At 49.8% G+C, this 14,489-nt stretch carries 12 protein-coding genes and 2 tRNA genes; 7 read left to right on the top strand and 7 right to left on the bottom strand.

Features of this window, described 5'->3' with window-relative positions:
- The first annotated feature begins 43 nt into the window (after window positions 1-43).
- Both EFA69_RS17280 and EFA69_RS17275 read left to right on the top strand, forming a co-directional pair.
- Window positions 44-1,717: a L,D-transpeptidase family protein gene (locus EFA69_RS17280; RefSeq protein ID WP_183906844.1), complete on the top strand. Its 1,674-nt coding sequence runs from the start codon at window positions 44-46 to the stop codon at window positions 1,715-1,717.
- 624 nt (window positions 1,718-2,341) lie between these two features.
- Entirely contained in the window at window positions 2,342-2,773 is a 432-nt protein-coding gene (locus tag EFA69_RS17275; protein ID WP_123134315.1) for a helix-turn-helix domain-containing protein, read from the top strand.
- Window positions 2,774-3,113: 340 nt separating this feature from the next.
- On the opposite strand, the gene EFA69_RS17270 is transcribed toward EFA69_RS17275, so the two are convergent.
- From EFA69_RS17270 to EFA69_RS17260, 3 genes are all read right to left on the bottom strand, one after another.
- Window positions 3,114-3,187 (bottom strand) — tRNA-Asp (locus tag EFA69_RS17270).
- Between the two features lie 175 nt (window positions 3,188-3,362).
- Window positions 3,363-3,773: a response regulator gene (locus EFA69_RS17265; protein ID WP_123134314.1), complete on the bottom strand. Its 411-nt coding sequence runs from the start codon at window positions 3,771-3,773 to the stop codon at window positions 3,363-3,365.
- Between the two features lie 313 nt (window positions 3,774-4,086).
- Window positions 4,087-4,160 (bottom strand) — tRNA-Asp (locus EFA69_RS17260).
- A 235-nt stretch (window positions 4,161-4,395) separates the two neighbouring features.
- On the opposite strand from EFA69_RS17260, the gene EFA69_RS17255 reads away from it, so the two are divergent.
- From EFA69_RS17255 to EFA69_RS17235, 5 genes are all read left to right on the top strand, one after another.
- Window positions 4,396-5,343, top strand: a complete 948-nt coding sequence (locus EFA69_RS17255) for an acetyl-CoA carboxylase carboxyltransferase subunit alpha (protein WP_123134313.1) — start codon at window positions 4,396-4,398, stop codon at window positions 5,341-5,343.
- 54 nt (window positions 5,344-5,397) lie between these two features.
- The gene (locus tag EFA69_RS17250) at window positions 5,398-6,240 is read left to right on the top strand and encodes an MBL fold metallo-hydrolase (RefSeq protein WP_123134312.1); all 843 of its coding nucleotides are present in this window, start codon (window positions 5,398-5,400) and stop codon (window positions 6,238-6,240) included.
- Window position 6,241: 1 nt separating this feature from the next.
- Window positions 6,242-7,015, top strand: a complete 774-nt coding sequence (locus EFA69_RS17245; protein WP_123134311.1) for a patatin-like phospholipase family protein — start codon at window positions 6,242-6,244, stop codon at window positions 7,013-7,015.
- A gap of 100 nt (window positions 7,016-7,115) precedes the next feature.
- Window positions 7,116-7,736, top strand: coding sequence for a hypothetical protein (locus tag EFA69_RS17240; RefSeq protein ID WP_123134310.1), 621 nt, complete (start codon window positions 7,116-7,118; stop codon window positions 7,734-7,736).
- A gap of 136 nt (window positions 7,737-7,872) precedes the next feature.
- A complete protein-coding gene (locus EFA69_RS17235; protein WP_245964620.1) occupies window positions 7,873-8,358 on the top strand; it encodes a 1-acyl-sn-glycerol-3-phosphate acyltransferase in 486 nt (161 codons plus the stop codon).
- Window positions 8,359-8,582: 224 nt separating this feature from the next.
- Here the strand turns inward: EFA69_RS17235 and smc are convergent, their stop codons facing one another.
- From smc to EFA69_RS17215, 4 genes are all read right to left on the bottom strand, one after another.
- Window positions 8,583-12,143: a chromosome segregation protein SMC gene (smc, locus tag EFA69_RS17230; RefSeq protein WP_123134308.1), complete on the bottom strand. Its 3,561-nt coding sequence runs from the start codon at window positions 12,141-12,143 to the stop codon at window positions 8,583-8,585.
- A 177-nt stretch (window positions 12,144-12,320) separates the two neighbouring features.
- On the bottom strand, window positions 12,321-12,995 hold the full coding sequence (locus EFA69_RS17225; protein WP_123134307.1) for a hypothetical protein: 675 nt from the start codon (window positions 12,993-12,995) through the stop codon (window positions 12,321-12,323).
- Between the two features lie 16 nt (window positions 12,996-13,011).
- Entirely contained in the window at window positions 13,012-13,677 is a 666-nt protein-coding gene (locus tag EFA69_RS17220; RefSeq protein WP_123134306.1) for a DUF4159 domain-containing protein, read from the bottom strand.
- A 26-nt stretch (window positions 13,678-13,703) separates the two neighbouring features.
- Entirely contained in the window at window positions 13,704-14,417 is a 714-nt protein-coding gene (locus EFA69_RS17215; RefSeq protein WP_123134305.1) for a 16S rRNA (uracil(1498)-N(3))-methyltransferase, read from the bottom strand.
- Window positions 14,418-14,489: the final 72 nt, after the last annotated feature.

Genomic DNA, 14,489 nt, shown 5'->3' with positions numbered 1-14,489 from the left:
ACATTAGTATAAGTACCACACCTCAATGTTAGGAACAAGCAGTATGAAATCAAATAAATCCGTTTTTTCTTTCTTCCTGTTTTTCATGATGACCGTACTGCTGCTCTCAGCTTGCGCCAAGTCTGGTGAGAAACAAAAAAAGAAAGTAGCGCTTGCTGCCGCTAAAGAATACCCGCAGCAAACAGACAGTGTATACGTGGTCAAGTTCACCACCGGCGACCCTGATTTCAAAGAGCACCTCGGGCTCATGAAACTGTTTTACCGGGAGCGTCAATATAGGTTTGCTTGGTTCAAAGACGGTGCCTTGGTGCCGCAGGCATATAAATTTGTGGAAGTGATGGGCAAAGCCCACGAAGAAGGGCTGGACCCAAAGAAATATGCCAAGCGCGACTTCAAGACCATGTTCCAAACGCTGGAGCAGGCTAAAAATGATTCCACCCGGCATAAACTGCAGGAAGAGTTGGATGTTACTTTGACTGCTTCCTATTTTGACTACGCCACCGACTTCTACAAAGGCACCGTGAACCCGCGCAGCCTTGAGAATATTGAATGGGAAGTGAAACGCAATAAAATTAAGCTGCACAAGGCCTTGCAAACTATTCTGAAGGAGCGGGAGAGCCGCTATCCCTATTATGAATTTGAGGCCTTGCATCCTGGCTACATCAGGTTGCGGGAAGCCCTGAAGCAATATAGATTAGCCAAGCAGCAGGGTGGCTGGCCTAAGATTCAGTTAGCCTCCAAAATGATCAAACCCGGTGACTCAGCGCAGGCGGTACTTTCCCTGAGACATAGAATCTTGGGCAAGCTCGCTGATAATACACCGCAGAACAGAATCTATGACAAACCTCTTGCCGATGCGGTGAAGAACTTCCAGATCAGGCATGGTCTGAAACCAGACGGAGTGGTTGGCGGTGAGACGCTGAAGGTCATGAACATTCCGGTGGAGGAACGCATTGACCAAATTATCATCAATATGGAGCGCTGGCGCTGGGTACCCAAGCGCTTTGAAGACAAGTATGTCCTGATCAACATCCCGGAGTACATGTTGCATGTGTATGAAAAAGGGAAGGAAATGCTCAACATGAAGGTAGTGGTAGGGAAGGAGATGCACGCCACCCCGGTTTTCAGTGATAAGTTGGAGTACATTGTATTCTATCCCTACTGGAACATTACGCCGCAGATCCTGGAAGAGGAGATTGCCCCCGCCCAGGCTCGTAACCCTAACTATCTAGCCTCCCATGACATGGAGTTGGTGAAAGACATAGGGAACAATCAAGTAGAGGTACTCTCGCCTTCTTCGGTTGACTGGAATACCGTGGACAGAAACTTTAAGATGCGTGTTCGGCAGCGGCCTGGTAAGCAGAACCCATTGGGCTTCGTGAAATTTATTTTCCCTAACGAGCACAATGTGTACCTCCATGACACACCTTCAGACCACTTGTTTAACCAGACAGAGCGTGGTTTCAGCCATGGTTGTATCAGGATAGAGAAACCGTTTGAATTTGCACAATACCTGTTGAAAGACCAGAAGCAGTGGTCTCCTTCAGCCATCAACGCGGCCATGCACGGAGGAGCCGAGAAGTACGTGAACCTGTCGGCTAAGGTGCCGGTTTATATCGTGTATTTCACTGCTTGGGTAGATGATAACGGAGCAGTACATTTCCGTGATGATATCTACAAGCACGACCGCGATCTTGAGATGGCATATTTTAGATAAAATGAAGTTGCTTTAAAGTTTAGATTCTTTGATCAATACTGAGCCCTGTGGCATGCTAAATAAATGAGCATGTTGCAGGGCTCTTTTTTGTGTGAGCTATTAAAGGGTTGGTCTGGTAAAAGTTTAATATGCAGAAAAGGCCGACTGTTGATTCCCCAAAGATCAAGTGAAATTTGAATATCTATTTCTTAACTCTTATGGAGCTACAAAATGTATGAACCATTAAGAGGAACCAATAGTAGAATTAAGTTAAGCGGTTGCCCATAATACGAGTGGCTTATTGGCAGAAGAAGTTGAAGTCATCGCCTTGGGGTATCTTCTGGTGCTAAAACAAATTCATACTTATATAAGTAACCAAACTTGTACGGCTCATTACAAAGTTAAACTTAATTTACATTTGTAATACAAATGTAAATTAAGTTTAACTTTGTAATGATAAGAACTTGTTCTAATAGATAGAAACTTTGTGAGTCAATCATAAGTGATTGTATTTCATTATAATGAAGTTGATAGTTGAAGTGAAGCTTAGATATTAGCAGTGGAGCTTTCTACAAGCTAGGCCAGGTGTTTCTATTGCATCAAAAGATTAATCAAGTATGAGGAGCTTATAAAACACCCTTAACTGTGACCGAAGTTTTACCCAGAATAACTGAAATCTTACGTTGGAGCCAATTAGGCCCCGCCGCCTTCGCCGATGAAATTGGAGTGGCACGAGCGGTGATCAGCCATATTTTATCTGCCAGAAACAAAGCAAGTCTGGAAGTGGTGCAGAAAATTTTGAGCAGATTTACAGAAGTCTCTCCGCAATGGTTACTGTTGGGGCAGGGGGAAATGCTAAAAGAATTAGACAGAGACTCACTGCAGATAAAGCAGGAGTATGACCATGTATCTCCAGTTGGCGGAGCTCTAGAGGTGGCTCAGGAAGTGGATAATATACAAAAAGTAGAATCGCCTAAGGCAACACCATCTACACTGGTTCAGGAACCACAAAGGCATTTAGTCAAGGTGATCCTGCTTTACTCAGATGGTAAGTATGAGAGCTATAATCCATCTTAAATAGCAATTTGTCTTGTTGCTGCAACTTTCAATGCTTCCCTACAAGGGATAGGTTAGATAGAAAACAATTGATGCAGTGTTTACTGGAGAGCTACTTCATTAGAGGCTTTTGGTTGTATAGGTATATTTAATAGAACTCAGGATCAGGAAGACAAACCAGGTGGGCCAAGAGATAGATTGTGGCGAGGAAATGCGAAAGGATCAATTGTACTATTAGTACTGCCTTCTGAAGTGGGAGATGCAAAGGAGGGAATGCGTGCAAGCGAGGAGCTATGTCTATAGCTAAATGATGGCTAGAGAAGACATAAAAAAAGCCCTCTACATGTGTAGAGGGCTTTAGCGGTCCGGACGGGACTCGAACCCGCGACCTCCGCCGTGACAGGGCGGCATTCTAACCAACTGAACTACCGGACCAATTTCTTCTGGAGACCTGCTGTCCCCGTTTGATGCTGCAAATATGTAGACTTAATTTTTACCATGCAACACAACTTCTCAAAAAACTTAATATTTATTCTTGTCCTTACTCCTGGTTTAAGTGAGATTTTGGAAAAAGAGCCTCTAAACGCTTTAAAACCTAATGGATACTCTTTCAATCCTTAAAATTCTCTTCTAATACATTGATGAGAGCTGTCTGGGTGAGGGGTTTGGTGAGGAAACCGGCCACATTCAATTGTTGTGCCCGCTCTATCTCCTTTGGGTGCATGGAAGAGGTGAGCATGATGACCTGCGGCATCGGGCTTAAATCTAATTGCCTGAACGCCTCTAAAAATTCAAACCCATCCATGACCGGCATTTTGATGTCCAGCAGGATTAACTCCGGGCAATTGGTAGGTGTTCCTGATGCTGGTAAGCAGTTCGTCCGGATGAAGTCAAAGGCAGCCAAACCATTGTTGGCGGTCTCAAACTCTTCTGCCACTCCCATCTTTTTGAGCAGCTTGAGAGAAATGAAGATAGCGGTAGGGTCATCGTCTACCAGCAGTACTTTGGAAACCTTCTTCATGCAAGTAAATCTATACCAAATATAACTATTTCTCTTACAGGTGAAATTCAACTATTCTTTCACTTTTACTGGCATAATGAAGGTATGGTTATGTTTTGAGCCAAGACAAAAGAAATCAGGAGGGTGCAAGGCAAGATAAATCTGTTCATCCTCAGACGTTTGAGGCGCCAATTGGTAGCAGAAAAATAGGAAAATCGCGATAGACTAAGCCCGGGGAAGAGAGAGGCGCGGAAATTGACGGGTGCTTGAAGCAGAGCGATGGTGCGACGAACTGGGCATAAAAAAAGCCCTCTACATGTGTAGAGGGCTTTAGCGGTCCGGACGGGACTCGAACCCGCGACCTCCGCCGTGACAGGGCGGCATTCTAACCAACTGAACTACCGGACCAATTTCTTCTGGAGACCTGTTGTCCCCGTTTGATGATGCAAATATGGGGGGCAGATCTTTACCATCCAACCCCGTACCTGAAAAAAAACACGTTTTAGAAGCGGTAAAAAGGTAAGCGGTTCATTTTCAAAAGGAAAAAATTCAGCTAAAACTTGAAAAAACTCCCATTACAAAACTTTGCAGGTTTCGTTTACCTTTGTAGTCACACTATAGCTAAAACGTAAGGGGCATTACTATGCTGTTAGATTTTGAACAACCCATTGCTTCGCTGGAAGGCAAACTAGCCGAAATGAAGAAACTGGCCGCTGAGAGCCAGGTAGACGTGAGTGAGGCAGTGCTGGCACTGGAGGAAAAAATTAAGTCACTCAAGAAAGAGACGTACGCCAACCTAACCCGTTGGCAGCGGGTGCAGCTTTCGCGGCACGTGGAAAGACCTTATACTTTAGATTACATTAAAGGCCTTTCTCCCACCTTTATAGAGTTACACGGAGACCGCAATGTGCGCGATGACAAAGCCATGGTAGGTGGCTTTGGCGAGATCAACGGCAAAACCGTGATGTTCATTGGTCAGCAGAAGGGGCGTAACACTAAGGAACGGCAGTACCGCAACTTCGGGATGGCCAACCCTGAAGGGTACCGCAAGGCCCTGCGCCTCATGAAACTGGCCGAGAAGTTCAACAAGCCCATTGTTACCTTTATTGATACCCCCGGTGCTTTCCCAGGTCTTGAGGCCGAGGAGCGAGGACAGGGAGAGGCCATTGCCCGTAACCTCAAAGAGATGTTCATGCTCAAAGTGCCTGTGATCTGCATCATCATTGGTGAGGGTGCTTCTGGGGGCGCCTTGGGTATTGGTATTGGAGACCGCGTGTACATGCTGGAGAACACCTGGTATTCGGTGATTTCACCGGAGTCTTGTTCCTCCATTCTGTGGCGCAGCTGGAACTACAAAGAGCAGGCCGCTGAAGCGCTTAAACTCACCGCCAAAGACATGCTGGGCAACAAGCTGGTGGATGGCATCATCAAAGAACCCCTGGGTGGAGCCCACGTGAACCCAGAGAAAATGATCAGAACACTGGAGAAAAAGATTCTTTCCACCCTGGAGGAATTGGAAGCGCTCTCGCCCGAAGAACGGATCATGCAGCGCATTGAGAAGTTTGGCGAAATGGGTGTGGTGACGGAGTAATTCCGTTTAGCGGCCCTTTTTCTGAAATCTGGTTAAAAACAGCAATCCATGTCATTGACTCTGTACCCTATCAATACCGGAAATTTTAAGCTGGACGGCGGCGCCATGTTTGGAGTGGTGCCCAAGTCACTCTGGCAGCGTACCAACCCCGCAGATGAAAATAACCTCTGCACCTGGGCCATGCGCTGCCTGCTGGTGCAAACCCAAGACCGGCTTATCTTAATAGACAACGGGATAGGTGACAAGCAAGACGCCAAGTTCTTCAGCCATTACTACCTGCACGGCGATGATTCTTTGGAGAAATCTCTTCGCCGGGCAGGCTTTGGCTATGCAGACATCACTGATGTTTTCCTGACGCACCTGCACTTTGACCACTGCGGCGGCTCTGTGAAATACGGCAAAGACGGCACCACGCTGGAAACGGTGTTTTCCAAGGCCCGTTACTGGAGCAACCCAGACCATTGGCAGTGGGCCACTCAGCCTAATCCCCGGGAGAAAGCCAGCTTCCTGAAGGAAAATATTCTGCCAATCCAGGAAAGCGGGCAGCTGGAATTTTTGGCCGTTGGGCAGGAGGAGTTTATACCCGGTTTCAACGTGCTGTACGTAGACGGCCACACCGATAAGATGATGCTGCCGCTGCTGCCCTACAAAGGCCGCACCCTGTGCTATATGGCTGATCTGGTACCCTCTGTGGGGCACTTGCCCTTGCCCTACGTGATGGGCTATGACACCCGGCCTTTGCTCACCATGCAGGAAAAGGAAAGCATCCTGAACCGGGCCGCCGATGAACAGTGGGTACTTTTCTTTGAGCATGATGCCCAGAACGAATGCTGCACGGTGAAAAGAACCGACAAAGGGGTGCGGGTAGATCAGATTTTCCCGTTCTCAGACTTGTAAGATGCCACAACGGGTAGGAATTTGCTTGTCGGGTGGGGCTGCCCGCGGGGTGGCGCACCTGGGCGTTTTGCAGGCCTTGCAGGAAATAGGCGTGGAGCTGCATGCTATTTCCGGAGTGAGTTCGGGGGCTATTGCCGGTGCTTTCTTCGCGGCGGGTTTTTCGCCGCAACAGATTCTGCAATTGGTCTGTGATCTGCCGTTGCCGCGTCTTTTGAAGCCCGCCTTGAACCGAGGCCTTCTGCACACCCAAGCCCTGCACAACATCTTTGAGGAGCACCTGAAAGATCTCACCTTTGAGGAGCTTCCGGTAAAATTAACTATCTCGGCCTTAGATTTGGTAGAAGGAAGCACGGTCTACTTCACCAAAGGTTCATTGGTGGAGGCACTCAAGGCTTCCTCGGCGGTACCTGTTTTATTTAAGCCCATTCAGCACGAAAAAAAGCTGTTGGTAGACGGAGGCATTGTGAACAACCTGCCGGTGGAATGCCTAACCGGTGATTGTGACAAGCTGATAGGCGTGCATGTAAATCCCACCCCCCATGATTTTCAGGTTGATGGCGTACGGCAGGTGGCCGAACGCGTTTTCCATCTGGCCCTACACGCCAACGTGCAGCACCGCAACCACATGTGTGACTTTTTTCTGGAGCCTCCCAAATTAAAGGACTTCCATATCTACGACCTGAAACGGGCCAAAGAAATGTACGCCATTGGTTATGAGTACACCATTGGCTTGGCTCCGCAATTAGAGGAGTTGCTGCTAAACAAAGAGGAGTAAGAAAAGTTTTTTATCCTATTCATTTATTTGAATATTTAATTTCTTGGCATAATTGCCTCCGTATAAGTCAATAGCACGGGGAGACCCAAATATTGACATTATGCAGAAATTGCTCTACGCAATTATTTTGTTTCTGATTGTTTCAGAGGCAAAGGCTCAGGAAAACAGAGGCACGCTCATTCCGGCCAAGATCATCCAGCGCTCTATCATGGTAGGCGGCAACCTCTCGGGCGCCTACAAGAGAATCTCTAACTCCACCAGCAACGCAACTGAAAAAGGTGACCGGCTCAGGTTTGATCTGGATGCCAAAGTAGGCTACTTTGTTTTCCATGACCTGGCCCTGGGGGTGAGGGGTACTATCAGCCATGCCAGAGAGAGCATGTCTGGCCAAATCTCAACCCGCACCACCAATATTCTGGTGGGGCCTTTCACCCGATATTATCTGGACAACGGCATCTTTGGGGAAGCCAGCGCGGCCGTAGGGGTGAACAACCGGCCCAACCGCGCCAAAACCGATTTAGCCGAGTTTAGGGGAGGAGTGGGCTACACCATCTTCATCAACCCAAAGGTAGCTGTGGAGCCCGCCCTTATGTTCTGTTACTATCAGGAGAAGAGACCCGCAGAGAGCAACGCTAAATTCACGGAGCTGGGGCCAGCCATCAATCTAGGGCTCCAGGTGTACCTTTTCAGGGAACGGAAATTTAAAATTGTGCAGCCATAAGCCATCCTTCCAGCAAAACCAGCCATGTAGCTGGTTTTTTTTGTAATATTGTCTTTGGTATCAAAAGACATATATGTTCGGGAAAGCATTAGCTAAGGTTATTTTTAAAGTTGCCGGTTGGAAGCTGAAGGGCGGCATGCCACCTAATATCAAACAAGCCATTATGGTGGCCGCGCCCCACACCAGTAACTGGGATTTTGTGTACGCCCGCGCCGCCTTCTACCTGATGGATGTTCCCGTAAAACTCACCATCAAAAAAGAAGCTTTCTTCTTTCCCATGGGCTATCTGCTTAAAGCCATGGGAGCCGTACCGGTAGACCGAAAGAAAAACAACAATCTGGTAGCGGCCATGATTGACATTTTCCATCAGCACGAGGAAATGGTGATGTTGGTTACCCCTGAGGGAACCCGCAAGTATCAGCCCCGCTGGAAGAAAGGCTTTTACCATACCGCCGTGGGAGCCGGGGTACCTATTCTGTTGGGTTACCTGGATTATGCCAAAAAAGAAGCCGGCGTAGGCCCCGCCATTTATCCCACCGGAGACTTCAACGCCGATATGGAGAAAATTTTGGCGTTCTACCGCACCGTTACCCCTAAATATCCCAGCCAGGGCGTTCGGTAGATTTTTTAATCTATACAACCCAAGAGCCGTTTAGGGGCCGTTTTTGGAAAAACGGCCCCTAAACGGCTCTTGGGTTTTTGGTAGTTAACGTCTTGGGTAGGAGTAATGGTAACTCTCTCCAGAATTTCTTATAGCAGAGGGTGTAATAGAAACGGGTGCGTTTAGGGGCTCTTTTTCGAAAAAGAGCCCCTAAACGCACCCGTAGTTTTTATGGTCACGTACCGCTAAGCCGACAAGGCAGCCTGGGTTTCTGGTTCTGGAGCCAAGTCTCGCAGATCAACCGGGATTACCCGAGACACGCCTACTTCCAGCATGGTGATGCCGTAGATCACATCCGTAGAAACCATGGTGCGTTTGTTGTGCGTCACTACAATGAACTGGGAGTCATGGGAGAATTTCTTCACGATGTTGTTGAACTTGTCAATGTTGGCATCATCCAGCGGAGCGTCCACCTCATCGAAGATACAGAACGGTGCCGGTTTGAGCAGGTAAATCGCGAACAGCAGCGAGATGGCCGTTAAGGTTTTCTCCCCGCCCGAAAGCTGGTTGATGGTGAGCGGCCGCTTGCCTTTTGGCCGGGCCATGATCTCAATCTTGGACTCCAGCGGGTTGCTTGGGTCCGCGATGTACAGATCACAGGTGTCTTCCTCCGTGAAGAGGGAGCGGAACACGCGCATGAAGTTCTCCTTGATCTGCTCAAAGGCGGTAAGGTATTTCTCCTTGGCCACGGTGTCTATCTCAGAGATGGTCTCCAGCAGCTGGGCTTTGGCATCCAACAGGTCATTCTTCTGGGTTAGGATGAACTGGTTGCGGGTGTCAATTTCCTGATAGGCTTCGGCGGCCATAGGGTTTACCGGACCCACGTTGTCCAGTTTCTGCTTCACGGCGTTCACCTGCTGGCTCAGTTCCTCGTTGCTGATGTCCAAAACCTCGGTAGGAGCCTCAGCCAGATCTTCCTGGCTCATGTTGAACTCCGCCGATAGACGCTCGATCACGGCTACCAGCTTGATGCGGGTGTCCGTGATGGCCTGCTGCATGGATTGGAACACCTCGTCTGTGTTCTGCTTCTTGCGTTGCAGCTCCCGGATGGTTTTCTCTTTCTCGTCAATTTCGCCGCGGAGCGAGAAATAGGCTTTCTCTACTTCGTCCAGCTCTTTGGCCATCTCTTTACGGGCCACCATGCCTTCTTCCAGCAATTGGTTCTGGTCTTCCACAAACTGATCCAGGGCCACGGTCTCATCCTCGGCGCGGCTAAGTTCGTCCTGCAACTGCACCAGACGTTCCTGGTGGTTCATGACGGTTTTCTGCTTGTAGGCCAACTCCTGCTGAATGCTCTGCAGGCGGTTCTTGAGCTGGTGGAATTTGATGTTCTCCTGGTTAAAGATGCCGCTTACCTCAGAGATGATTTCGTTTTGTTTGTCAAGAACTTGGGTGAGGCCCTGCAGTTCCTGTTCATAGCTCTTGAGGCTCAGGTTCTTGCTTTCAGCGTCTGGCAGCAGATCGGCTAGTTTGTCGCCCAGCTCCTGCATTTTATCGAAGAGCTCGTCTTTCTTGCTGGCCTGGTTCTGCTGGTTGAGCAGGAACTGCTCGTAGCGTACCTTGTGGCTCACCAATTCCTGCTGCAGCGCGTTGATGTCCTGTTCCTGCCGCCTGATCTGCTCTTGCTGGGTAGATTCCTTCTGGTTCTGCAACACCTGCTGCAGGGTGTTGAGCTTGAGTTTCATGCGTTCCTGGTCCTGCTTGAGGGTTTCCAATTCCTCGGCCAGCTTTTCCAAGTTCTGCTTACGGCCCAGGCGGTTGCCGTCAAATAAGCCTAAAGAACCACCCGAAAGGCTCAGCGGTTTCTTAATAGCAGATCCATCGGTGACAATGTACGTGCGTCCATCGCTAAGGAAAAGTTCGGTCTCGGCGCTGGTGGTGAGGTACACTTCATTAAGCATGTAGCGCAGGAGCGGGTGGTATTTCTCCTCGGCCTGCACCACCTCCAGGGCGGCTTTGTATTTGGGTGTGCTGAGGGTGGCGGGAATCTCCATGTCCTCTACCTCAGAGAGAATGATGAAGTTGGCCCGGCCTTTGTTCTGTTCCTTCAGGAGCTCAATGGCTTCCACGGCCTCAGAGGCGGTGTCTACCACAAAGAAGTTCATGTACGGCTCCAGGTAGGTTTCAATAATGTTCTTGTACGCGGGGTCTGGCGTGATGATGTCTGAGAGGAGCGGGGCCGGTTTCTCCCAGTGATCTGATTTGTACAGGAACTTAATGGCCTCCGGGAAACCCTCCAGGTTATCTACCAGCGCCTTCATGAGGCTGTACTGGTTTTTCTTCGCGTCCAGCTCCCGGTTTATGTCCATGAGCTGCTGGCGGTACTCCTCTAGCGTGTCCTCCGTCTTGACCATCTCCGCCCGAAGCTGCTCTTCCTGCTCCTGCAAAGTAGCCAGCTGGGCCTGGGCTTCCTCCAGAAACTGTTTTGTTTCCGCTAAGGCGGTTTCATGCTGCTGGGCTATTTCGCTCTCGTGCCCCTCCATTTCCTGCATGCGCTCCAGCTCCAGGCGGTGGCTCTGCATCTGCACCTGCGTGATCTCAATGCTCTTGTTAAGGGTGAAGGCTTCGTTCTGGAGCTGGCGCTGGGCTACGGTTTTATCCTGTAGTTCTTTCTGAAGGGCCGCTTTCTGCTGGTTCACGTGCTCCATCTCCTTTTTGGTCATGCCCAGCTGCTCCTCAGAGATAAGCAGTTCTTCCTGCACCTGCTCCAGGTCATTCTGCAGCTGGCCCAGGCTAAACTCGGTTTGGCTGATGTTGCTGGTGTCCTGGTTGATCTGGGTGTGCAGGGTTTTCACGCGTTCCTGCAAGTACAGGTTGCGCTCGCTTTTCAGCTTAATATCGTTTTCCAGCTGCCGCAGCTGGCTGGTATGTTCATGCACGTCTTTTTGCTTGTTCTGGAGCTCGTGCTGCGTGCGGTCCAGCAGGGTTTTCTGTTCCTGCAGCGCATCTTCCAGTTGGGCGAGTTCTTCTGAATAGGAGCCTTTGCGATCGGTTTCTTTCTTCAGCTCGTTCTCCAGCCGCTCCAGCGCCTCCTGGTGATGGCCAATGTTGCGGCGGGCGTACTCCAGACTCAGTTTCCGGTATTCTTCTTTGAGGTTGAGGTAACGCTCGGCGGTTTTCGCTTGGCGCTCCAGGCTTTTAAGGTTTTTGCCTATTTCAAACAGCACGTCTTCCACGCGCTCCAGGTCGGCATCGGTTTCCTCCAGTTTCTTGAGAGTCTGCTTTTTCCGGACTTTGAACTTAGAGATTCCGGCGGCTTCCTCAAACAGGTTCCGGCGCGAGTTGTCTTTGTCCGTCAGAATATCATCCACCATCTTTAATTCAATGATGGCGTAGGAGTCTGAGCCAATGCCGGTGTCCAGGAACAGATCGTTGATGTCTTTGAGGCGGCAGGTCACGTTGTTGAGCAGGTATTCGCTCTCGCCGGAACGGTAGTAGCGGCGCGTGATGGTCACCTGCGAATACTCCGTGGGGAGGATGCCCTTGTTGTTGTTGAACGTGAGCGACACCTCGGCCATTTGCTGGGGCTTCCGGTTTTTGGTCCCGTTGAAGATGACGCTCTCCATTTTGTCGGAGCGAAGGTTGCGGGTTTTCTGCTCGCCCAACACCCACCGGATGGCGTCCACGATGTTGGACTTGCCGCAGCCGTTGGGGCCCACAATTCCGGTAATGCCGCTGTCAAAGTTAATGGTGACTTTGTCCCCGAAACTTTTGAAGCCTTTGATCTCTAATCTTGCTAATTCCATACGCATCGGCCAGAAAGCCTGGCCCCAACTTCAAAAATACAAAAAGTGTTTTTACTTTATCTGCTTCCGGTGGCGGAAAAGGAGTAGGATTTGCAGAAAGATGGCAGGAATTGAACGGTTTTGCGTTTAGCGGCTCTTTTTGGAAAAAGAGCCGCTAAACGCAAAAAAGAAAAGATCTCATATATACACATTTGGCCACACTTCCCATTGGAAAGGCATCTGCATCTCTTTCAGGCTACGGAGCTTGGTAACGGGTACGGTTTTCCATTCAGATTGCGTTTTGTCACCTGAGGCATCGCCCCACTCATGCAAGGCTTTTCTGGTGGAGAAATTGATGTCCCATTTCTCAAACTGACCGCCGGAAACGCCGCTGTTAGTGGCGCCAATCAACATAAAGGCATTCTGCTGGTACCTGAATTTGTAACTGGCCGTACTCCTGACAAATTCGAACGAAACCTCCAGCACTCTATTTTTAATACTGATCTTTCCGTACGGCTCCGGAGCCATGCCTCCCTCGCCGTAGCGCAGGAGAAAAGTATTGTGCTGCTGCACTACTTGATAGGTGCCAGTGGTTTGGTCTTTGAACAAAATCAGCAGGATGCGAGGGCTGCCAAGGTTAGTGGAACTGTCGGGCCGGAGCTCCTGGATGGTGTCTTTCAATTCCACCACCAAGGCTACATCTGGGATTTTGTCTCCGTTTAAGTCTCCCTGGGCGCTGTCTTTGACAAACCAATTGGGCGGCACAAAAGCGGAGAGACTTTTACCTGAGGCAGGGAACATGGGAGGAGTGAAGCTCTGGGCGTACAAGCTGCTTCCCCAAAAGAGCAGCACTAACAGCAGGAGAGTTCTCATGAACAAAGCAGACTGACTAGAAGTTGGTTAACGCATAGGAGATCAGATTTGCTCCCATGCGTAAAGCGGCCTGGTGCTTCTCTACCGGGTCATTGTGCACCGATTGGTCTTCCCAACCATTGCCCAAATCACATTCATAGGAGTAATAGCATACCAACCGGCCCTGATAGATAATCCCAAAGCCCTGGGGAGGCTTATTGTCGTGCTCGTGGATTTTGGGCAAGCCGCGCGGAAAATCAAATTTCTGATGGTAAACCGGGTGGTTGAAGGGCAACTCAATAAAGTCCAGCTCTGGGAACACTTTCTTCATCTCGCGCCGCGCGAATTTGTCCAGCCCGTAGTTGTCATCAATATGCAGGAAGCCGCCGCCCATGAGGTATTTGCGCAGGTTCTGGGCCTCGGCTTCGGTGAAAATCACGTTGCCGTGGCCTGTCATGTGCACGAAGGGATAATCCATCAGCTCCGGGCTGCCAGGTTCCACTTCCTCCTCGCGGGGGGCTATATTCGTTTTGAGTTCGCGGTTGCAGAAGGAGATAAGGTTGGGCAACGAGGTTTTATTGGCGTACCAGTCTCCGCCGCCGCCGTATTTGAGCCGCGCAATCCTGAAACTGGGACGCTGGGCCCACAGGGAGCCGCTGGCCAATAAGAACAGTAAACACCAGAGCAGGAGCCTTTTTTGCATGGTTGTTCAGTAATAGGTGCTTTCCGTTAAACGTCTAATACCACATGGATGGTATGGCAGGCAGCCAGGGCGGCGGTTTCGGTGCGCAGGCGGCTTTGGCCTAAGGTAACGGGTTTGTAGCCCGCCTGCAAGGCCTGCGCTACTTCCTCTGGACTAAAATCACCTTCCGGGCCGATCAGGATGGTATACGTATCTTCTCCTGAAACGCTTTTAGCTAATGATTGCCGTTCCTGCCCTTCTACCAAGTGGGCGATGAACCGTTGGCCCGTCTGTGACTGCTGCAAAAAATCTGCATAGCGGGTGAAGGGGTGCAGCACGGGCAGGTACGCCTTCAGAGACTGTTTCATGGCGCTTACGGCAATTTTCTCCAGCCGGTCCAGGTTCAGGTTCTTGCGTTCGGAGCGGGCGCATTGCAGGAAGGTGATCTCGTCAATCCCCATCTCCACGGCCTTCTCCACAAACCATTCCATGCGGTCCATGTTTTTGGTGGGTGCCACCGCCACATGGATCTTATAAGGTCGTTTCCCGTACTCAGGCTGGTAGCGTAAGATGCTCAGCTTAGCTTTCTTAGGATTGTCTTCTGCAATCTCTGCTTCAAACAGGCCGCCACGGCCATCTATTAAGGTAACGGTGTCACCTTTGCCCAACCGCAGCACCCGCACGCAGTGTTTAGACTCTTCTTCAGACAAAGTGTAACATGAATCTGTGGGTTGGAGGTCAGGGGTGAAGAAGAGGTGCATCGTTTTTCTGTTTAGCGGCCGTTTTTCCAAAATTAAGGCAAAAACAGCCATGGTGCCAATATAGAAGAAAAG

It is taken from the genome of Rufibacter immobilis, assembly GCF_003721565.1.
Taxonomy (GTDB): Bacteria; Bacteroidota; Bacteroidia; order Cytophagales; family Hymenobacteraceae; genus Nibribacter; species Nibribacter immobilis.
Note: the sequence above shows the minus strand (reverse complement) of the source record. Positions and strands in the feature narration are given on the sequence as shown.

What these genes read in the sequence shown, in the direction of transcription:
- EFA69_RS17280 (WP_183906844.1), top strand. Translation starts at nt 44, where the DNA reads ATGAAATCAAATAAATCCGTTTTTTCTTTCTTCCTGTTTTTCATGATG.
- EFA69_RS17265 (WP_123134314.1), bottom strand. Translation starts at nt 3,773, where the DNA reads ATGAAGAAGGTTTCCAAAGTACTGCTGGTAGACGATGACCCTACCGCT.
- EFA69_RS17255 (WP_123134313.1), top strand. Translation starts at nt 4,396, where the DNA reads ATGCTGTTAGATTTTGAACAACCCATTGCTTCGCTGGAAGGCAAACTA.
- EFA69_RS17245 (WP_123134311.1), top strand. Translation starts at nt 6,242, where the DNA reads ATGCCACAACGGGTAGGAATTTGCTTGTCGGGTGGGGCTGCCCGCGGG.
- EFA69_RS17240 (WP_123134310.1), top strand. Translation starts at nt 7,116, where the DNA reads ATGCAGAAATTGCTCTACGCAATTATTTTGTTTCTGATTGTTTCAGAG.
- EFA69_RS17235 (WP_245964620.1), top strand. Translation starts at nt 7,873, where the DNA reads ATGCCACCTAATATCAAACAAGCCATTATGGTGGCCGCGCCCCACACC.
- smc (WP_123134308.1), bottom strand. Translation starts at nt 12,143, where the DNA reads ATGGAATTAGCAAGATTAGAGATCAAAGGCTTCAAAAGTTTCGGGGAC.
- EFA69_RS17225 (WP_123134307.1), bottom strand. Translation starts at nt 12,995, where the DNA reads ATGAGAACTCTCCTGCTGTTAGTGCTGCTCTTTTGGGGAAGCAGCTTG.
- EFA69_RS17220 (WP_123134306.1), bottom strand. Translation starts at nt 13,677, where the DNA reads ATGCAAAAAAGGCTCCTGCTCTGGTGTTTACTGTTCTTATTGGCCAGC.
- EFA69_RS17215 (WP_123134305.1), bottom strand. Translation starts at nt 14,417, where the DNA reads ATGCACCTCTTCTTCACCCCTGACCTCCAACCCACAGATTCATGTTAC.